Source organism: Vallitalea pronyensis, from assembly GCF_018141445.1.
Lineage (GTDB): Bacteria > Bacillota > Clostridia > Lachnospirales > Vallitaleaceae > Vallitalea > Vallitalea pronyensis.
Window position 1 is genome coordinate 3,869,390 of sequence record NZ_CP058649.1, and the last position, 21,785, is coordinate 3,891,174.

At 36.3% G+C, this 21,785-nt stretch carries 13 protein-coding genes; 1 reads left to right on the plus strand and 12 read right to left on the minus strand.

Annotated features, from left to right (window positions below):
- Positions 1-27 precede the first annotated feature (27 nt).
- From HZI73_RS16355 to HZI73_RS16400, 10 genes are all read right to left on the minus strand, one after another.
- Positions 28-2,226: a glycosyl hydrolase family 95 catalytic domain-containing protein gene (locus HZI73_RS16355; RefSeq protein ID WP_212694451.1), complete on the minus strand. Its 2,199-nt coding sequence runs from the start codon at positions 2,224-2,226 to the stop codon at positions 28-30.
- A gap of 62 nt (positions 2,227-2,288) precedes the next feature.
- Positions 2,289-3,623 carry a glycoside hydrolase family 30 protein gene (locus HZI73_RS16360; protein ID WP_212694452.1) on the minus strand — a complete coding sequence of 445 codons (1,335 nt, stop codon included), beginning with the start codon at positions 3,621-3,623 and terminating at the stop codon, positions 2,289-2,291.
- 45 nt (positions 3,624-3,668) lie between these two features.
- The gene (locus HZI73_RS16365; protein ID WP_212694453.1) at positions 3,669-6,779 is read right to left on the minus strand and encodes a glycosyl hydrolase 2 galactose-binding domain-containing protein; all 3,111 of its coding nucleotides are present in this window, start codon (positions 6,777-6,779) and stop codon (positions 3,669-3,671) included.
- A 116-nt stretch (positions 6,780-6,895) separates the two neighbouring features.
- Positions 6,896-8,575, minus strand: coding sequence for an ABC transporter substrate-binding protein (locus tag HZI73_RS16370; protein ID WP_212694454.1), 1,680 nt, complete (start codon positions 8,573-8,575; stop codon positions 6,896-6,898).
- Positions 8,576-8,651: 76 nt separating this feature from the next.
- Positions 8,652-9,548 carry a carbohydrate ABC transporter permease gene (locus HZI73_RS16375; protein WP_212694455.1) on the minus strand — a complete coding sequence of 299 codons (897 nt, stop codon included), beginning with the start codon at positions 9,546-9,548 and terminating at the stop codon, positions 8,652-8,654.
- Between the two features lie 21 nt (positions 9,549-9,569).
- Positions 9,570-10,544, minus strand: coding sequence for an ABC transporter permease (locus HZI73_RS16380; protein ID WP_246552547.1), 975 nt, complete (start codon positions 10,542-10,544; stop codon positions 9,570-9,572).
- 271 nt (positions 10,545-10,815) lie between these two features.
- Entirely contained in the window at positions 10,816-12,450 is a 1,635-nt protein-coding gene (locus HZI73_RS16385; RefSeq protein ID WP_212694457.1) for an ABC transporter substrate-binding protein, read from the minus strand.
- A gap of 256 nt (positions 12,451-12,706) precedes the next feature.
- Entirely contained in the window at positions 12,707-14,467 is a 1,761-nt protein-coding gene (locus tag HZI73_RS16390) for a cache domain-containing sensor histidine kinase (RefSeq protein WP_212694458.1), read from the minus strand.
- Positions 14,454-16,067: a response regulator gene (locus tag HZI73_RS16395; RefSeq protein ID WP_212694459.1), complete on the minus strand. Its 1,614-nt coding sequence runs from the start codon at positions 16,065-16,067 to the stop codon at positions 14,454-14,456. Before HZI73_RS16395 ends, HZI73_RS16390 begins: the two co-directional genes overlap by 14 nt.
- Positions 16,068-16,486: 419 nt before the next feature.
- A complete protein-coding gene (locus HZI73_RS16400; protein WP_212694460.1) occupies positions 16,487-17,656 on the minus strand; it encodes a DUF116 domain-containing protein in 1,170 nt (389 codons plus the stop codon).
- 169 nt (positions 17,657-17,825) lie between these two features.
- Here HZI73_RS16400 and HZI73_RS26885 point away from each other — a divergent pair, with 169 nt between their 5' ends.
- Positions 17,826-18,395 carry an ATP synthase subunit c family protein gene (locus tag HZI73_RS26885; protein ID WP_330619551.1) on the plus strand — a complete coding sequence of 190 codons (570 nt, stop codon included), beginning with the start codon at positions 17,826-17,828 and terminating at the stop codon, positions 18,393-18,395.
- 91 nt (positions 18,396-18,486) lie between these two features.
- Here HZI73_RS26885 and HZI73_RS16415 read toward each other — a convergent pair whose 3' ends face one another.
- Positions 18,487-20,784 (minus strand): glycoside hydrolase family 95 protein, encoded by a 2,298-nt coding sequence (locus tag HZI73_RS16415; protein WP_212694461.1) that lies wholly within the window; start codon positions 20,782-20,784, stop codon positions 18,487-18,489.
- A 100-nt stretch (positions 20,785-20,884) separates the two neighbouring features.
- Positions 20,885-21,778: an alpha/beta hydrolase gene (locus tag HZI73_RS16420; RefSeq protein ID WP_212694462.1), complete on the minus strand. Its 894-nt coding sequence runs from the start codon at positions 21,776-21,778 to the stop codon at positions 20,885-20,887.
- Between the last annotated feature and the right edge of the window lie 7 nt (positions 21,779-21,785).

The following is a 21,785-nucleotide window of genomic DNA, read 5'->3' on the forward strand; positions in this document are numbered from 1 at the left end:
TCTACAATAACGCTTAATAGTATGACACTAATACAGAGTGATAGAGTCACCTTTTTGTAATTGAATATCAAATACACCCTCTTCAATTTCTGTAACCGAACACGGGTATTTTCCTTCTTGATAGTTAAGTGTTCGACCGAGATGAGGTTTTATGCGTAGTGGACTTCCTGCAAGGCTTTTGATGTGAATATAGTCCACATGACCTTTCTCTCTTTTAGCTGAAACTTCGAAAGCACCTGCAGCTCTAAAATCATGAAATTCCACATCTTCCCAAGCATCTGGTACAGCTGGAAACACGTCTACTCTGCCACTATGGCTTTGCAATAACATATAGTGAATGGATTCTGTGGCGGAAAGAGGTGTTTCAATAACAGGTCCTTTTTCAGCATACATGGTATTAGGGCATAGGTAAGCATCCAGTCCATTAAGATATTCAAGTGCCTTGTTTCCGTCCTGCATATAAGCTGCCATATTAGCAGCACCCGTGTAAGTATACCCCTGTAAAGCACCTTTAAAACCTAGCCAGTGGGATATGGATTTCTCCATTAATGCCTTTTCCGCAGGCTCATTGCCATTCACTAGATGTAATGGATAAATCATAAACAGATGTGAATAGTGTCGATGTGACACATCAAAAGGAACATCTGCTCCAACCATGTATCCATTTTCATTGATGGGATAATCGGTTAAATGGTCCAGCACATCCTGCCATTTTTCTGCAAGAGTGTCTTGTAAGTCCAGCTCTTTATTGATTTCAAGGAGTGTTTGACATCCCCACTTACATAAAGCAAGGGTATAATTACAGTCCATAATCGGATAACAATTTACTTGAGGAATGGAGGGGTATTCCGGCGAACTGGTATCCGGTATATGATATGTTCCATCCTCCCCTTTTATCATTAAATGAAGATACGCATTCATATTGGCTTTTAAGTAAGGAAACAAAAAGTCCTTAAGCAACGCCTTATCCATGGTAACTTGATAATGCCGCCAGATATTATGCAATACCCATGTTAAATTGCCAAGCTCCCTTGTATCCGGCCAAAGTGCATATAAATCAATGGGGTTAGTGGCTCTGCTCACATACATACCATCATCAATACCCATTGGTTTTGCATTATTAATCAGCACTTCTTTATTGGCTTTTAGGGTATGGATGAGTGAGTAACCCAGCTTAAGCCTATTGGATGTGTATAGAGAGGCATAGCATAATTGCACATTAAGATTCCAAACGGTGGTAGGCCATGGGGTAATGGTTAACCAAGGACCTTGAGAATCCAGTACTACACCATCTTCCTTCATGGCACATGCTAATTTATACATTTGAATCCAGTAAAACTGTTCCCATTTCTTATCGGAAAAAGAGACATAGCTGGATGCATAATAATCATGCCACCAATCGCAGTGGGATGTTGTATAGTCATGCATATCACTTAACATAGCTTTCTTAAGATTTTCTAATGCTTCTTGTACGGCACTCTGATCATAACGTGAATTGGTCACACTGACATACAGTATTTTATGGGTTTCGGACTGCTCTACTTCTTTCCAAGCGATAGCACAAGCCCCTTCTTCCGTATAAGTATCATGACCTTCATCCTTTATAAATGTTTGCACACTCACTTGAATATCGTCCATGACATACTGAACGGGTTTTGGAGGCAAGCTGACGAGTGGTGGATTTATTTCAACATATTGAATACGTGGACTTATCCCATGTTCAGGGCGTAAACCGAAGGATACGCTATTTTGTTGATGGGATGTTTCCACTTCAATGATTATCACATCTTCTGTAGCATGATTAAAAGACCTCCAATGAATATGTCCCATATGGGTTTCCATGGTTCCTGTTACCGAAGCGTCCCATAAATGGAGTCTCATGGTTTCTTTTATGATTGGTTTAGAAGGCGTCATAATAATGTCTCCAATAGGTACCCTTGGAACAGCCCAATCAATACCTTCTAAAAAATTATGTGCGATAACATCATTTCGACCAAGCTCCCATCGCCATACTTGAGGTGATTCTTTATAGATCATGGCACCCATCATGCCATTTCCTATAAAAGCGCCTTCTTCCCATTCTTTTCTATAACGTCTTTTGAGACCATGTTTTCTCTCTTCCAATCCATAATACCCATCTTTATAAGTCACTTGGTCCCAAATCATATCATGCTGTGATAAAAAAGACTCCCAATTGATCGTTTTATTCGGCTCCTTATTGCTCATTTTTTCCTCCTATTAATCCAGTCAATGCAATCTTGCATTTATTGATACCATAGTTAATAGCATCATTTATCTGATTCAATCCTAACCGCTACGATGGATGATGCTGGTAATTCAAAGGTATGCTCATTGCCATAGAGTTCCATTGTCGTATGGATACCACGGTCATTGAGGTTGCACATAAACACAACAACACTGCCGTCTGGATTCTTAAAAGCTATTGTCCTTTTGGCAAGGCAAAGGCATTCAATTCTGCTGGCACCTGGTCGTATATGCTTACTCAATAATGCCATCACATAGTAGTCTGGATTATAGACAATCTGGCCTTGATCATGGATGGTTACTAGTGCATTCTGTTTCCATCCCCATGTACTTCTACCTGTACCATCAAGTATCATATTCCAGTAAGAGTAGATGGTGCACCCTGCTTGCATATAATCCACAAAATCATTGAACAAACTTACTGCTTGCTCCCAAGAATTATCGCCGTTGTGGCAAACACTCTCTGTATGCATGACTTGCGTATCAGGGTATATTTTCAACAAATCATAAATGGAATCCACGAGAGCATATTGAAAGCCCAAACCGCCAATAACTTGCTTAAACTTTTTACTTTTCATGCATTGTTGGGCTTGTAATCCTGTAACCGTTCTAAAGGTTCCACCCCATATCTCGGTGGTAAGGTTTTGTTTTCTCAATGCATCATCCAGATAGTCCACAGCAAACTTGACCATTTGGCTAGGTTCCATAACACAGCTTGGAAATCCTGCTGCTGAATCTGGTTCGTTTTGTATCAATAACTTGTTAATGTGAATGCCTTGTTCTGCATAGGCTGTGATATACTTGGCTAAATAAAGGGCATAGGCTTTGTAGGTTTTATCGTTATCCATAAGACTTCCTCCACCTACAAAGTCATTGTTCGTTTTAAGCCATGCTGGAGGTGACCATGGTGATGCATGGATTTTTAGCTCTTCTGCATAACGATAGGCACCTTTAATAAAAGGTATGAGATAGTCAAAATCTCTTTTTAAGCTAAAATGTTCCATAGCATAATCATCTGCATGATCATTAAGGCTATAAGCAGATAGTGCAAAATCACTTGAGCCAATGGGTAGACGGCAGTTGGTAAACCCTGCTCCCTCGTCCTTATGAAAACACTTTTTTAGAAGGGTTTCTCTGTCATCTTCTTCCAAAGAGAAGAGGGCTTTTCCTCCTATTTCACTAAATGCAGCACCCATGCCTTGAAATTGTTGAAATGCCTGATCAGGGTTCACTACAACCCTTACTTCCTTTGGATTTTGTCCTGGTTGATCAGACCTTCTTGCCCATACAGCAGATGACACGATCTGATAGTCTTTAATCATGTGCTCAAAAGATACTACTTCTGTTTTAATGGTCATATGTTATCACCTTATTCCTTATATAAACAAAAATTCATGCTAACGTTAATCCATAGCGTCAAAAAGTGCAGCTGCAAACATCTTACTAATGGGGTTCGTTCCAATGCGACCGATTAAACTTACCTGACAGATATACACATAACCTTTTCCAACGGACTTTTCACCGACGGCTAGTACTTTTCCCCATTGTCCTTCATCATCCGTATTCCCGCTGGTTAACACAGGTTTAAAATCATCTCCAGTAAATGTATCCTTGATGATAGGGGTTACATAGTCTGCATATTCATCATACCAGTGGATAAAATCATTGGCTCTAAAGTCCTTCACAATAGCATGCCCTGTGTCTCTGGATACAAAATGCAAAGGTAGTAGGGAACTAAATTTTACGTTGAAAGAGCTGCCGTCTACAGCATAGTTTCCTTCTGGTAACTCTAGGAATATTGCCCGAGCACCATTTTTAACACAAGCCATAATGCTGGCTTCATGCTTACTATAGTATGCAAAGTCATCCATTAATAGAATATCTGCTTCTTCCATACGTTGTGTGATAGCCATACCCATGTCATAAGCTAAATCAGCGGCTTTTCCTTTTTGATCACTTGCAATGTATATTTTCTTGGTTGATTTAATGGCTACCTGTTGGAATACTTCCAAGTCCATAGCTGTATCATGTAATACGTCACCACTATGAGACACTAATGCTAGTCGTACTTTTAAAGGCTTTCTGCCATCTATTTCAGGTGCTTTAAATTGAATATAACCTTGGAACTCACTGCTGCAATCTGGTATCGTTGCTTCTACTTCACCTTGAACAATCACCTGATCATCCATTTCCACGTAGTAGTTTAATACGGCATGTTCGAGTATCTCGTTGGTATCGTTACACACCCAAGCTTCTACTTTAATTTCGTCACCATTAAAGTATGTAAACCTATCGGTACGCAAACTCACCATTAAAGGTGTCAACGCATCACGGTATGCAAAATAAGCTGGTTTCGGACGACGTTCAAAATCCATAATGGTCTTCATCCAACCTGAGGGAAAAGCGTCAATGAATAAGTGAATAGCAAAAGTTACCATCCTTGCATCCCGTCGGAAGGCTTCTGTAATAAACTGAACAGCCCTTCCTTGATAAGCACGGCTTGCTTCTATCCAATCTTCAAAGGTTTTTGGTGTTTCAAAGAAACAATAATGAAATTTACCTGTTTGAGCACCTATGATATGATTAGGTGTCCATGCCTTGTCATCCTCCAGATATTCCGGTAACCATTCTTTTGGATAATGGTTTTTCATAACGGATGCAGGGTCAAGACCTTCTGCACCAAATTCACCACAACCGTAATTCCAATCGGGCTTAACGTGCAGCCAATAACCTTTACTCAGCTTACCAACATCGACCCCATTACCGTTATACCATATATTGTAGCAATGATTATCCGGTATGGTTTCTGATGGTGGGTCGTAATCCCCATCCACATGTTTGATGACGCGATCTGGATTGTTCATTTTTACCACTAAATCAGCCACAGTAAATAGGTCCATCAATTCTTTTCTTGAAAGGTTTCTTTGTGGTTTGTTATCCGCATTAGGAAAGGGTTCATTAATGTAGCTAATGACGATATTGGATGGATGAGACCTGACAAGCCGTTCCATTTCCTCCACTTGACGCACAACTTCACAAAATTGGTTTCTTCTTACTTTACCAAATAATGGCAGATCCGTCTGCAGCATTAATCCTAGCTTGTCACAATAGTCATAGATTTCTGGTTGCACAGGTCTCTGGGTTAAACGTAAGAAGTTCATGTTACTTATTTTGGCCAATAAAAGATCATCTCTTAATTGATCCCAATCTTTTTTGTAGACACACTGTTGTTCGTGACCCATTGTATTGGCACCGCGAAGACGAATTTGTTTATTATTTAGATAGAATGTCCCTTTGGGAATTTGCTCTGTATCGATGGCAAAGGATCGCATACCAAATTGTCTTTTTTGGGCATCTATTATTTTTTCATCTTCATCAATAAGTTTCACTTGAATCTGATACAACCAAGGCGTTTTAGATTCCCACCAGCGCATATCGTTGATGTCTATGGGAATTTTAAAATAGTTAATACCCTTTTCTGTCTGTAGTTCAATGGGTTTACCTAATAGACCTGCTGCTCGAAGGAGTGTTTCATTTAGGCTATCGCCAATGCCGATTTCTCGCTCACTCATGGGTTTGTAACGATAATCTTCTAATACCACTTGCTCAAAATTTTGGCCGTACACGGATACTTGGATACCAATGGCTCTACTTTCAACATCGCAGTTAAACACCTCTATCCATGCTTCAGCTTTCTGCTCAACAGGTAGTGGTCTAACGAATATATCATGAATAAATACCCTTGATCTGGCTTCAATATAAACATCTTGATAAATCCCCATACCAGGTGGACAATGGTGCCATCCAAATTCAGGATCATCATAGCCAAGGCCTGTAGCTGCGTAGATTTTGTCCCCACCGATACTTTTACCGCCACTCTTTTCCGATACACTTTGTAACATCGTAAAATCATTTTCTACTTTTACAATAATGGTGTTTTCGCCTACATGGGTGCACTGGGTGATATCGCATTCAAAAGGAGCAAAAAAACCTTCATGACTACCCACATAGTTGTCATTCATGAACACATGAGCAATGTAATCCACCCCTTTAAAGCATATAAATAAAGAACCTAACGTCATCATCTCATCCGTTATGTTCACTTTTCTTCGATAATACGTCACAGCTTTTCCAAGGGGACCTCCATAGTGAGGTGTTGTTACCTTCTCCCATGCCCCTTCTCCTAATACAACTCTTTGAAAACTTTCTTGATCTTCCTCTTCTTCTATTCGCCAATCCCATGTGTCCACGTCCATTCTAGAACGATAGGCATCCAGTTTTGGCGCTAGATCTTGCATAAAAGGTTTGTAATAAGCCCTTTGTCTTGTAAGTTCCTCTTGGAGCTGTTCTTCTGTATGCATTTTAGGATTGGGTACAAAAAGAGAACCACTTTCTGTAAAAGGTAATTGTCTGTCTTTTTTCTCAATGGGTTGTGGCTCCACTAGATTTCTTTCACTTAAATCTACTTTGAGGGATGCAATGTCTGCAAAAACATCGTTCTTCTTATTCGTCATATCTTAACCTTCTTTTCTATATTTTAAAACCTATTCTGCATGATTAATTGTTCTATTACATGAAACAAGGCTGGATCGATTTAACCATCCAACCTCGTTTCATTTACATATGTTGCTTAATTACCTACCATATATCCTGTTTTTGGAATACCTTGTGCTTCAAGATATTCATCCACTTGCTTTTGTACATCAGCGATGACTTTTTCAACACCTGCTGTATCCAGTTTTGCAAGGAATTCATTGTACATTTCATCGGTGTAGTATCCACACATAAATCCTTTTACATACTCACTCATAACAGATTTGATTTGTGTAATCTCATTTACTGTATTCGAATCATCGTATTTGAAAGCACCGAATGGATTAACAAAACCAGATTCATGCATGCTATCCCAATAAGGTTTGTAGTCATCAACAGGATCAAGTTGATTCACCCATGCATTGTGGCAATTACCTAGAACAAAATTAGCTTGACCATAGGTTGCTTCAAGACTTCTTCTCTCATTCGTACCTACTGTGTATTCAATTCTGTTATCGCTAATCTTCTTATAATGCTCACCTTCTATACCATAGATTAATGTATTATAGAATTCTTTTCCTTTTTCTGTTTCTAGAAGTTCAATAACTTTCATGGAACGTACAGGGTCTTGAGCAGTTGTTGGAATCGTTAAACCATCATTATAGTTTGGTGTTACAACTGGAAATTGCTGAACTGGGAATCGAACATTAGGATGTTCATAGCGATTTTCTACATAGTATTCCCCTTCTTGCTTAGGATTGGCATAGTTATGGAACCAAATGAGTGCATTATCTTTTGTATTAACGTTTTCAATTTCCTGACGAGGGTTCTGTAAACTAATCATGTCCTCAATGATATAGCCTTTTTCTCGCCATTCCGCATACTTTTTAAACATGTTAATGATTTCAGGGCGCTTATAGGAATGTTGTACTGTAAAATCCCATTCATTTCCTGGTGTATAAAATCTTGTTGTTGCAGGCATAATATAAGTCCAAGGTGGACGACCACCAATTAAATCTTGACCTTCATTTAGTGTGAAAACCCACGGACTATAGCCTTTTCCTAAATCACCAGCATCGTCAGCTTTTTTCATATATTCTTCAAGTAAGTCCCACATGTCATCCGTAATATGGATATACTCTTGATTGGCATTAAAGACTTTTTTTGCCTTTTCAATATCAAAATATTTTTCAAACTTATCTTGAGGTGAATACAGTGCTAGTTGCCAATAGTGCATTTCATATTTTGGAATCATGTAAAGGTCCTTTTCAACTAATCCACCTGCCAGTGACCATTCTGGAATTTCTTTCCTTATATCGGGCGCATGTTCATCAATCAAATCATCCAATGGTAACAAAGCCCCTTTATTAACCACATCTCTTAGGGATTGAGACCAAGAATTCCAAGCAATATCAACTTGCTCTTGTCCAGCCATCATTAAATCAAATTTTTGGGAATACTCAGCAAAAGGTATAAATTCAATTTCAATGGTTGTGTTAGGTACTAAATCTTGAAGAATCTCATTGGCTTTTGCGATAACTTTATCATGGTCTTTTTGTTTTCCATTACTACCCATAACCATTTTTAAATGCATTGGTTCTAATTCTTCTTTTGAATTGTCTTTACTTCCTTTGTCTGCAGTATTATCTTTTTGGTCCGAAACATTGTCTTTTGGACCAGAAGTTTCTTTATCGTTGCTACCGCATCCAGTGAGTGTTAATGTGAATAATAAACATATTACTAGAACAAAACTACCTACCATTTTAAACCTTTTCATAAAATCCTCCTTTTGAGCTGCATGACACAGCCTATTTATATTTTTTATATTATTGCTATATATAAATAATCTTAAATCACCCCTTGATGGAACCCACTGTCAATCCCTTCACAAAATATTTCTGAAAGAATGGAAAGATTAAAAGCATCGGTCCTGCAGCTACAATACACATACCGAAACGCATACTTTCTGAGGGCGGTTTAAAATTATCTAACTCAACCACATTGTAACCTTCTGATGCTACCTGTTTAATAAATTCTAATTCTCGGAGTACTTTTTGCATCAAGTACTGTAGCGAAAACAAACGATCATCTGTAATATAAACCAATGATGTAAACCAGTCATTCCACCTGTCTAATAAATAGAGCAATGAAATGGTGGCCAGTACAGGCTTTGATAGGGGTAAAATAATTTGAAAAAACGTTCTTAACTCACTTGCCCCATCAATTTTTGCTGCTTCTACTAGAGAAATAGATATACCTTGGAAAAACGTTCTTAATATAATAAGGTAAAACGCATTGGCCATAAATGGCAATATATAAATCCAAAAGTTATTTCTCAAGTTAAGGTATTGGGTATTTAATAGGTAAGAGGGTATAAGACCTCCTCCAAACAACATGGTAAAAAACACATAAAATGTAATAGGCTTTCTCCATTTAAAACTCTTTCTGGAAAGGGGATAAGCACATAATGCCATCACTAGTACACCGACAAATGTACCCAAAAAAGATTGCAGCGTTGTGACGGTATAAGCATTAAACAATCTGGTTGGGTTTCTAAAAATAACTTTATACCCTTCTAAAGAAAATTTCTCGGGTATTAATTTGTAGCCTTCAGCTAAAGCACTTTCATCTGTAAAAGAGATGGCAATAACCAATAGAAAAGGCAATACAAAAAGTAATAAACAAAATATAACAAAAAATATATTGATAAACGTCACATAATTAACTCTTTTAGCTCGTCTTACAGACATATAATCTTCCTTTCCTACCTTTTAAAATAGCGATCGATCCGGATCTCTTTTCTTCACAATCCAATTGGAGAAAAGTACCATGGTTAACCCCATGACGGACTGAAACATCCCAACAGCTGTGGACATGGAAAAATGACCCTGCCTCAAACCTCTATAGACATACGTATCAATGATATCCGTTGTGCTGTATAACAAACCGGAGTCTCTCGGTATTTGGTAGAAGAGTCCAATGTCCCCTCTGAAGATTCTTCCGATAGCTAGAATCATTAATATGGTAACGAGTGTCATTAATGATGGTATGGATATGTTTTTTATTTGCTGCCATCTAGTAGCACCATCTATTTTTGCCGCTTCAAATAATTGGGGGTCAATGGCCATAAGTGCAGCATAATACATAATGGAGTTAATACCTACTGTTTTCCATACTTCAGAAAATATGATTATACCTGGCCAATACTGAGGTTCTGAGAACCAACTGACACCTTCTAGTCCAAAAAAACTCAATAACTGATTGGCCACTCCCTGTGTAGGGCTAAGAATAGCATAAGAGATGTAACCTACTACAACCCATGATAAAAACCTGGGTAATATCATGGTCGTTTGATAAATCTTCACACGGGACCTTTTTTTGATTTCAAATAGCATTAACGCTATAGCGATGGCACATATATTACCAATAATGATAAAAGCCACTGCATAAGAAACCGTATTTCTCATAATCCGAAACAAGTCTTGTGAAGTAAATAGAAATTCAAAATTTTTAAAACCCACCCAAGCACTACCAAATATACCTTTATTGTATTTATAATCTTTAAATGCCAGTAATAAACCGCCCATTGGCAAGTAATGCCATATAAAGAAATAAATCAAACAAGGTAGCGTAAGGATAAACAATTCAATATTACCACGTTTTCCTTTGAAAAATCTTCTTTTCTTATGTATGTGTTTGTTCGGGATTTTAACTTGTTCATTATTACGACTTATTGTGTTATTCATTATTTTCAATGTATCCCTCCTGTCTTTTACTTACTTTTTGTCTCTAATAAAAGTTTATCATCTGACTCTCGATTTTTAAACGCTTAATTAGTAACATTCGGGACTTATCGTTACTTGATTTTCATGCCATACCTATTGATTTGTTACTTTCATTCATTATTATGACTTCTTTATGAAATAAGGTTCCTAAACCACTTGGTTATGCTTCTTAGACGGTAGTTTAATCAACAAAAAAAGCTAGATGGCATTATCCATCTAGCTCCTTTTAGCTTTATTCATGAATCACATAACCGGTTTTGGGAATACCTTGTTCTTCAAGATATGCATCCACCTGTTTTTGTACATCTCCTATGACTTTATCCACACCTGCTATTTCAAGTTTACTCAGAAACTCATTGTAACTCTCTTCCGTATAATAACCACATATAAAACCTTTAACATATTCACTTAAGACCGATTTAATTTGTGTGATCTCATTAATGGTATCCGTATCGTCGTATTTAAAGGCTCCAAATGGATTATTAAAACTTAATTGGTGCATATGTTCCCAATAGGATGTGTAATCGTCCACCAGATCCAGTTGATTAACATAAGCATTATGGCAATTACCTAAAACAAAATTAGCTTGCCCATAGGTTGATTCAAGGCTTCTTCTCTCATTCGTACCTACGGTGTATTCTACTCTGTTGTCGTTAATTTTTTTGTAATGCTCACCTTCTATACCGTAGATGAGTGTATTATAAAATTCTTTTCCTTTTTTGGTTTCCAATAGTTCAATGACTTTCATGGAGCGTATAGGATCTTTAGCTGTCACTGGAATAGTCAGACCATCGCGATTATTGGTCGTCACCATGGGGTATTGCTGAATGGGGAATCTTACGGTTGGTAATTCCCAACGATTTTCAATATAGTATTCCCCTTCTAATTTGGGATTCTGGTAACCGTGGAAGAATATGAGAGCACCATCTTCTGTATTGGCATTTTCAATTTCCAGTCTAGGATTCTGAAGACTAATCATATCTTCAATAATATAACCTTTTTCCCGCCAATCTGCATATTTTTTAAACATCTCAATGATTTCTGGTCGTTTATAGGTGTTTAACACAGTAAAATCCCATGGATTACCTGGTGTATATATCCTTGTTGAAGCTGGCATACCATATGTCCAAGGTGGTTTATCACCAATTAAATCCTGGCCTTCATTCAATGTAAATACCCAAGGGCTAAAACCTTTCCCCAGATCACCTGCATCATCTGCTTTCTTCATATAGTCTTCAAGAAAATCCCACATATCAGAAGTGATATGCATGTATTCTTGATTCACGTTAAAAACTTTCTTTGCTTGTTCCATATCAAAATATTTTTCAAATTTCGCTTGAGGTGAATAGATGGCAAGCTGCCAAAAATGCATTTCATACTTAGGAATCATATAGAGTTCATTTTCAACTAAACCACCTGCTAACAACCAATCAGGAATTTCTTTTTTTATGTCAGGTGCATGGTTATCTACCAAATCATTCAATGGCAATAACGCACCTTTATTCACAATCGATCTTAACGATTGGTTATAGGAGTTCCATGCAATATCAATTGTTTCTTGCCCAGCCATCATCAAATCAAATTTTTGACCATATTCAGCAAAAGGAATAAATTCGATATCAATGGTTGTATTTGGAATTAGCTCTTGCAGTATTTCATTTGCTTTTGCAATAACTTTATCGTGGTCTTTTTGTTTCCCATTACTTCCGGCAATCATTTTCAATGTCATGGGTTCCATGTCTTCATTCGATTGATTGTCTTGTGAATGAGATGCTGTATCCCCTTTTCGATCACATCCTGTAAGGGTTAATAGGAACAACAAACAAATCATTAGCAGCAAACATACTGCTTGTTTTAACTTTTTCATAAAATCCTCCTTAACTGCATACATGAGCTATTCAAAATGACCTCCATATCTAGCTATGTGCTCAATCACTGTTTTCTCTTATAAAAAGTTTATCATTCCTTAACGGGTATGCATACGCTAAATACATAACATTCGTAAAATATTGTTACACTTTTTTTCAACTTAAACAACATTTTGTTACAACTATTCATTATTATGACTCTTTGATAGTAAGTCCATAAAAAACAGTTATAAGATAAGAAAACAGTTATGGTTGTTATGAGGGTATTCTTATTTCTACAATAACACCTTGGTTCAATCCATTAACAAGTTTTAACCCGTATTTTTCTCCAAACACTAATTTAATCCTTTGATTAACATTATATATGCCAATATGCTCACTGTGAATGGTATATATTTCCTCTAACTTAGCATTTGTATCTTGTATGCGCTTTGGCTCCATACCGGTTCCATCATCTGCAATGGTCAGCAAGATATAGGATGCATAGCGTTTGCCCGATATCACAATAATGCCATTATCCTTCTTATATTTTATACCATGGTAAATAGCGTTCTCAATTAGTGGTTGAAGTACAAATTTGACAATTTTATTGTCCAAAATATCCTCAGATATCTCCCATTTTACATTGAGTTTTTCCCCGTAACGCACTTTCATAATATCAATATAGAACTTGGCATGACTTATTTCTTCTTTGATACTGATTAACTGTTCTTTTGAGTCAAGGCTTAATCGAAGCAATTTGGATAATGAAGCAATCATACGTGAAGGTTCATTTTCTTTCTGGGTAAGTTCTACCACTAACCAACGAATGGTTTCAAGTGTATTGTATAAAAAATGAGGGTTCATTTGGGCTTGTAAAGCTACCATTTGGGCCTGATTTAGTGTTTTCAGTCTGCTCTCTAATTCTTCCTTTAATTCACGATTAGAAAAAATGGTTTGGATGATGTTTTGAGCAATAAATTTTATTTCATCATCTTTATCTTTATTGTTAATAAACCGATTTAAGTTATCTGGGTTTTCAAATATAGAAAGAATGTTAACAACTGGGCTAAAGGTCTTGATGGATATAAAGACTGTAATGATTAAAGCCAAAACAAAACAAATGGTTAATAAAAATAAGATATAATTGATCACCACTTGTAATTCTTTTTCATAATGCTGTAAGGGTTGAACGGCTATATATACCCAGTCATAATCACTGGAGGGTACTGTTGATACCGCATATTTACTCCCACTAATATCCATAATACCCGAATAAGGCGTATCAGCAATTTGAATATGCTTATAAATATCAACATCTTTAATATTTTTCAAAAACAGATCACCATGATAAGTAAAGATAATGTTTTGGTCCTTATCCACAATGAGGATATCTTCTGAATGCGTACTCTCGTTCTTTCTGATAAGCTGACTCAGCTCTTCCATATCAATATTTATAATAACTGATCCAATCAAATCTTGATAATACCTTCGATAAATAGGCTGAATATACGTTAGAAGATAGGGATAGATATTGCGTTTCTTTCTTGAGTTAATCCATATCCCAGGATGGTTATTTTTAACATAATCTTCTTGCCATGTGATATCTTTATCTAAGTCATTACTGATGGTTCTTTTGTTGATTTCAGAATACATGTAGATGGAATCTACATAATCATAAACAAAGGTATACATATCAAACATGTGGTATAAGTCTTTATATTGATTGTGCAATAAGGGTCTGTATTGGTCTGTCACAAGAAAATTCTGGGCTTTTAAATCTTTAGAAAAAAAGATTGCCATCTCATTAACATCTTTAAAAACATTATCAATAACGTCTCGAACCCGGTATAATGAATTCTTGTTAATTAAACTAATTTCTTCTTTAACCGTTTCGTTCATATTTTTATACATGAGAAAAGTGATGCTGGATAAAGGTATTAAAAATAGTAAGATAATAATAATAAAATTTTTGACAAGAATACTATTAAACTTATAGTGCTGAATGTAGACGAATAGTCGTTTAAAATAATTCATCTCCTACCCCTTTCCCAAGACATTTTCTAGAATACTCAATGGGCGTGTACCCTGTAAATTTTTTAAAAACTCTTGAGAAGTTCTTACTGCTCTTATAGCCTACTTTTTCACTTATTTTATATGTTTTATATTTGCCTTTTTCCATTAATTGAATGGCTTTTTCAATTCTTATTCGTGTGATATAGTCAGAAAAAGTTTCTCCTGTTTGCTGTTTAAAATAGCGACTGAAATAAGAGGCATTAAAAAAAACATGGTCTGCAACATCCTCACGTGAAATATCTTTATGGTAATTTTCATTTATGAAGTCTATAGCCATATTTATCACCGATTGTGAGGATTTATTTTTTTCCTCTCTTACAATGTTGGTCATATGAAAGATTGCTTCTCGTGTCCATGCTTTGATATCTTCTATATCTTGGAATGAGACTATTTTATGATAATGGGCTTCGTCATTAACAGCCCATAAATTAATGCCCATACCAGCAAATTTATTGCATAATAATGCAAACAAATCAATAACAATACGATGAATATACCGTATAGGCAGTAGGGATATTTCTTCAAAAAACCGCTCAATAAGATTTTTTACTTCTTCGACACTATCCTCATTCATCTTAGCAATGATGTTTTTATAGTACTTTTGAATTTTTTCATAATCAAAATCATTATAGGAAATGGAGGTATCCTTATTATAAAAGACATGTTTATTAATCCATAAAGGTTTTTTATAAGTACCTAATTCATAAATGGTATCAAAAAAACCGTTCATTTCAAAAGCTAGTTCCATATCCAGAATTTGTTTGATGAGATTTTTAATATCTGTTAAGGTGTGGTTAATTTTTTCTTTCATGACTTCCATGGTATAGCTGCCATCAGATACCACAATAATATTGAAACTTTTACTATTATCAAATATACTGAAATATTGACAATGATCCCTTTCTATATCAATAAAATTGGATAAGGCTGTTTGCAGACGTTCTTTTTCATAATGCCATTTGTTTTTGATAAAGGCTTCATAGTTAATCATGTTGACTGTAATAATACAACATGGACTTTTTGAAGGTGAAATGTTTAATTTTACTAATTGCATACGATTGTCAATCTCACGCTTATCTTGTAACGCCCCCATTAATATATCCGAAAAGAATTGCTGTCTCATGATGGGTATCAGTTCTTGATAAGATTGACGTTCTAACTGTCTTTCTTCACGTATCTTTTTCTCTGTGTCTAATTCCTTTTTAAGATTTGCAAAAACTTCACTGATTTCATCACAATTCACAGGTTTTAATAAGTATTGAACCACGTTATATTGTATGGCCTGTTTTGCATACTCAAATTCCTTGTAACCACTAAACATCACTACTTTTGTAGCAATTTTTTTATCGTATATGTATTTTGCTAACTCTAATCCTGATACTCTTACCATATTGATATCGGTTAAAATGACATCAACTTTGTTTTCTTTTAAATACGCAATCGCATCTTCCCCATCATCAAAAGAAGCAACAACATCAAATCCCATTTTATTCCATTCTATAAAATTGCAGAGTCCTCTTCGTATAATTCTTTCATCATCAACAACAACAATTTTATACATATCATTTCCCTCCTCATGAAAATACCCATAACCATCATATAAAAAAATTAGAAATACTTAGATTTTCATACAAGACAAAAAAAGTTTGCATGCACAAACGTTTCAGAAAGCAAGAGGAAATAAACCCCCATTAAAGGGTAAGAACTTCCCTTGCCATAAAATGATTACTATAATTATAACATATCTATCTAAAGATTAGTAAGGGTCTAGTGAACTTATTATGCTAAACATAGCTTATTTACTGGCTTTTATATAATTTTCGAGGAAAGAATTCCCTCTAAACAATACATATAGACGATTAGACTTATTTTTCTTTATTAAAAGTTTATCATCACATGATACCCATTGAAACTCTAAATTAATAGCTATTGGTGTATAATGTTACTTTTCGAAACAAAAAGAGTATCACATTGTTACTTTTATACCTTATCGTTACTTTGATGGTCACTGATGACACCTAGTATTCTTTTTAAACCTTCTAAATTGATAGACGTTGTTAAACCATGCTCATGCCAATGTTTCTTACAACCGCAGTAATCCAATAGCACACATTGAGGTTCAAATCCTAGTGCCTTCGCTTTATACCCACCCGAAACAAGATTAAGGACACATGCGATTCCTACAATACCAATCTGCCCATCATTACCTGTCAACTTGGAAAAAGCTGTGGATGCATGGGGGATAATAAAAACTTTGAAGCCATGTTGACGCCCCAATAATGTAATATGGCGAACCGAACACTCCTCTGTACACCCCGTACATCTATAGCCTTCCTGAGACTTATGTGCTTTACACGCTTCTGATTGAGCCCGCATACAAATAGGGAGCAATACCCTTTTTTCTTTGGTTTTTAAGAAATTCTCTCTAAATGCACGATTCATAATTTCTGCGCCAACCATATTCAGATGATATTCTACTCGACTTCTTGTGCAAAATAGACGATGCTCCTGCCACTTCATTTTCTCATCATTTTTTCGAATAAAGGCATTAACATGAGATGTATATTTTCCTATCACATGATTGGATTCATCTTTAAACCATTGACCTATCGTTGAAGCCCTCATTAAAAGTTTCTCCGCTTTTCTCTTGGGTAAACAGGTCATGAACTCCTCCCATGTTTCAATTCTCTCAGCCTCATAAGTAAATTCTCCAGATGCTTTTAACCAATGAATTAATTGTCTAAAATGCTCCATTGAAAACTCAATTTCTTTTTGTTGACGTTTTTTTAATAAAAAAGCAGTCCCAAATATACCCCTAAAAAAATCAATCACACCTTTAAATCTGTTTTGCTCTCTTAAGAAAACCATCTTTTTAAGAACATGTCCCGATAGTGAATTAAGTTCAATGGCTTTATGAATATACGTATTCCATAGAACACCCATCATTAAGAATTCAAAATAAATGATTTCTTTTGGCATACACTCTTCCGTCTTTTTCTCAGCAAAATAACGGCTATACTGATTAATGTAAAGGGCATTCTGTCTGCTATTTTTTTCATGGATGATGCGACTAAATGCATTAATATGCGTATAATATTGATCGGAAGTAGCGTTGTTTCCATGTAATGAGTATGTAATTGTCTCCATCATTTCACCCTTCTTTTAATAGCTTTACAATGATTAAAATTTAATTTGAGTATAACCAATGTTATGGGTGGTGTCAATGCATCCCCAATAGATTTTACACTTAACCTGTGTGTTAACAATGTCCCTTTCCTATGAATATAATGAATAAAAAGATCATTAAGGAGGTAATATTATGATGATAAAGAAATCTTCTTGCACAACCACCTCTCATAAATCACCTTTTCGTGGACTGGCTGCTCTTGGAGCTGGTATTGCCATGTTAGTCGGTAATGGTGTTGGCTATGGTATTGGTGTTGCTACAGGATTCGCTGTTGAAGGCGTTGCTCGCCAACCGGAAGCATTTGACGAAATTTTAGAGGCTTTAATATTAGGCAACCTATTTGCTCTTGTACCTCTTTTGGCAGCTTTTATTGTAGCGCTTTGGTTAATCGCACTTGTGAAAAAATGTCATTGCTACGATTATTGCTTAAAACATAGTGACAGTTGTTTAACGCGAGGACTGGCTGCTCTTGGAGCTGCTATTGCTGTACTTAGTGGTATTGGCGTTGGCATTGGAATCGGACAAGCAACGGGGATGGCTGTTGAAGGTATTGCTCGACAACCAGAAGCCTTTGATATCATTATTGAAATGCTTGTAACTGGTAACTTATTTGCCTTAATAGCTGTCTTGGCTTCATTTATTGTCGCAGTAAAACTTCTAATCATTGCATCCATACCCACTATCATTAAAAACGATTATTAAATACCATTAATAGGCCATTAAAAGCGCTTATCATAGGATAAGCGTCTTTTATATTGAGATATTTTAATTCTGTTTTTACCTATAAGTTAGTCTAACCATCTAATGTTGCAAAGGATACTTCACCCACACCTTTATGGTTTAATTGAACTTCCTTCTTATGACCTTTGTATTTCACAGTAACCATGCCTGGAACTTCTCCCCTTATGATGGCTCTGTTCAATTGGTTATGCTTAACATAAATATCCACTTCATAGCCACCTACTGCGCATAATCCAGTGATGTAACCTTCCTCCCAAACCTTCGGTATAGCTGGTAAAAGGTGTATCTCACCGTCATAGCTCTGAAGAAACATCTCTGCAATACATGCGCACAGACCCGTATTGCCATCCAATTCGTAGACATCCACTTCTGCCCCAGCAGATGGAGGGTCAATAACAAACAGATTGGTTTCTGTTATCAAGCGCTGCATGGCCAATATGTGATGATAAGCCATGTCACCATCCCATAAGCGCGTAAAGTAAGCTATTAACATGGATCTGGCCCAACCGGTATCCTCCCAGTTCTCTTCTGGTATGGTTCTTCTTTGAATAGATGTCCTTACGGCCTGTATAAGATCTGGTGTTTTCTCGGGTGTAATCTGTCCAAATGGGTAAACGCCTAATAAATGGGATGTATGACGATGATGAGGTAGAGCCTCCTCATAATCTTCTAACCACTCCTGAAGCTGACCATATTTGCCAACTTGATATGGTGGGAATTTACTTTTTGCTTCTTCTAGGGTCCTGGCAAATGTTTGGTCCATACCTAATATTTTTGCTCCTTCTATACATGCATCAAATAGAGCGATTAATATTGCTATATCACAAGTGGGCATCAGTCCGATGGTAAACTTGCCATCATCAATGATGAACTGATTTTCTGGCGAATGGGAAGGCCCTGTTACCAGATAGCCTGTCATAGGATCTACAAACATATAATCCATAAAAAATTCCGCTGCTGCCTTTAGCACAGGATAGGCATGGTCTCTTAAAAAATCCATATCCTTACTGTACAGATAATGCTCCCACATATGTGTTGCAATCCATGCACCTCCCGTAGGATGAAATCCCCAATAGGTGGCTGCTCCAGGTGCTGTATATCCCCATGGATTGGATACTGTATGAGCAACCCACCCCTTACATGCATAAGATTTCTTAGCCGTTTGTCTACCGGAAGGAACCAATGTGTTTTCTATCCAATCAAAAAGCGGCTTAGTGCATTCTGATAGATTCGTTGTTTGAGCCGGCCAATAATTCATCTGTGTGTTAATATCTAAATGCATATCACATGTCCAGCCTATATTACAGGCTACATTATCGTTCCATACACCTTGTAAATGAGCTGGTAAAGGTGAGTTTTCCCTCGAACTGGAAATCAGTAAATATCTGGCATAGTGGAACATCAATGCGGTTAAACCATGGTCCTCAACACCGTTTTTAACCTTTTCTAACCTCTTGTCCGTAGGTATGTTAAGCCGGTTTTCACATGCTATATCAAAATCGACACGACTAAATAATTTAGAATAATCCCTTATATGCTCATCTAAGATTTTTGAATAGCCTTTCTTTTGAGCTGCCGTTATCTGCTCCATACATAGCTTATTAGCATCATTATGGTTAAACGTTGTATGCATAGCGATGTATAAAATCGCCTGAGTGGCATTTGTTACAATCAGTACACCATCACTATTAGTCATACTCCCATCTTGTATGAGAACCCTTGTACAAACACTGTAACTTACACCACAGTTTTCCTTGGTGTGTCTTTCTTCTATAGCTCTACCCGTTAACATTATATCGATCCCATCACTTATCACTTGATGGGGTCGTTGTTCGCCATCATAGCTTATGACAAAGCCTAATTTTTTTTCTTTACTTGACGATAATTTTATAGCGATAACCTGATCTGGGTTAGAAGCAAATATTTCTCGTTTATAATGAACATCGCCCATATTAAATGTAGCCTGTGTTATGGCTTTATCTAAGTCCAGACTTCTTTTATATTTGCTGGCATCTTTTTCAGATACATCAAATGCAATGTTTAGACTACCCATGGGCAAATGCGTACCGTAATTATCCCTTATACCCGTTACTTTATTGGATAGTTCTTCAGCTTTATGAAAGTCACGTTTACATAGAGCTTCTCTTACTTTTGGCACAAATGTACTGGCTGTATCTTTATTGCCTTCTTCTACTTTACCAGAGTAACAAGTCGATTCTGTTAGATCTATGCGCTCCTGAGCTATACCACCATAAACCATGCCGCCTAATCTACCGTTTCCAACTGGTAATGCTTCAAACCATCTATTAGCTGCTTTTTCATACCATATTGCTTTTTTATTATTTTGCAAGTCATCACATCCTTTTATCTGTTTTTATCTCAATGTCTAACCTTCTTACTAAAACATCATGTAAACTTGTATATCTTCTGGTTGTATCGTTTCCATGGGTTTACTTTCGTGAATAAAACAATAAGTACTTTTCAACGTTACCATGAATATACTCATTATCGTGTTCACCATCATTCAGATGATATTGTACATCTATCTCTTTATCCAGTAGAATCTTATGCAGTTTTGCACAACCGTTGTAAAACTCAAAACTGTCATCTTTTCCACAATCTAAATAAACCTTCAGATTTGCAATATCCGCTGTTTTTGCCATATAGATTGGATCCCGTTCTTTTCTTAATACGTCACTAGGATATAACCATTTATCAAGGTCATAGGGGAATTTATCTATGAACAGTGCAGGCATATGTCCACCAACTTTACTAAAGAGGTCTGGCTGGCTAAATGCAATATGGAGAGCAGCAAATCCTCCCATAGAGATTCCTCCAATGTAACGGCCTTCTTTGGCGTCTATCGTATGATAATTGGTGTCAATATAGGGTATGACTTCGTGACAGAGATAATCTTTGTACATGCCTTCATTTAACGTGCCACTTGAATCATCCCCAAGAGTTCTAGCAGTATCTGAAGAATTAATACCATAGCTATTATTCATGTTTGGGGCAACAATGATTAATGGCATTATTTTATCTTGACTTATAAGCTTATCCGCTTCTAACTTAAAATGCTTCTGCTTTAGTACGCCTTCATTCCCACTGTATCCATGAAGTAAATAAAGAACTGGATATTCTTCTTGCATATCATAATCTTGTGGTAAATAAACATTTATGTTCATATCCATATTCAATTTTTCACTATGCATCCGAATGGTTTCTAATGTAGATCCTTGTGGTATATTATGTTTATCTTCAATTACTTCTTGTTTTTTCTGACCACATCCACTCATCATAAGTGGGAGTACTAAAAAAATCAAAACCATAATATTACCTTTCATTAAAAAA

Bases quoted from the DNA above. Each gene is read 5' to 3' on its own strand.
- HZI73_RS16360 (WP_212694452.1), bottom strand. From the start codon at position 3,623: ATGACCATTAAAACAGAAGTAGTATCTTTTGAGCACATGATTAAAGAC.
- HZI73_RS16355 (WP_212694451.1), bottom strand. From the start codon at position 2,226: ATGAGCAATAAGGAGCCGAATAAAACGATCAATTGGGAGTCTTTTTTA.
- HZI73_RS16370 (WP_212694454.1), bottom strand. From the start codon at position 8,575: ATGAAAAGGTTTAAAATGGTAGGTAGTTTTGTTCTAGTAATATGTTTA.
- HZI73_RS26885 (WP_330619551.1), top strand. From the start codon at position 17,826: ATGATGATAAAGAAATCTTCTTGCACAACCACCTCTCATAAATCACCT.
- HZI73_RS16390 (WP_212694458.1), bottom strand. From the start codon at position 14,467: ATGAATTATTTTAAACGACTATTCGTCTACATTCAGCACTATAAGTTT.
- HZI73_RS16395 (WP_212694459.1), bottom strand. From the start codon at position 16,067: ATGTATAAAATTGTTGTTGTTGATGATGAAAGAATTATACGAAGAGGA.
- HZI73_RS16365 (WP_212694453.1), bottom strand. From the start codon at position 6,779: ATGACGAATAAGAAGAACGATGTTTTTGCAGACATTGCATCCCTCAAA.
- HZI73_RS16385 (WP_212694457.1), bottom strand. From the start codon at position 12,450: ATGAAAAAGTTAAAACAAGCAGTATGTTTGCTGCTAATGATTTGTTTG.
- HZI73_RS16380 (WP_246552547.1), bottom strand. From the start codon at position 10,544: ATGAATAACACAATAAGTCGTAATAATGAACAAGTTAAAATCCCGAAC.
- HZI73_RS16400 (WP_212694460.1), bottom strand. From the start codon at position 17,656: ATGATGGAGACAATTACATACTCATTACATGGAAACAACGCTACTTCC.
- HZI73_RS16420 (WP_212694462.1), bottom strand. From the start codon at position 21,778: ATGAAAGGTAATATTATGGTTTTGATTTTTTTAGTACTCCCACTTATG.
- HZI73_RS16375 (WP_212694455.1), bottom strand. From the start codon at position 9,548: ATGTCTGTAAGACGAGCTAAAAGAGTTAATTATGTGACGTTTATCAAT.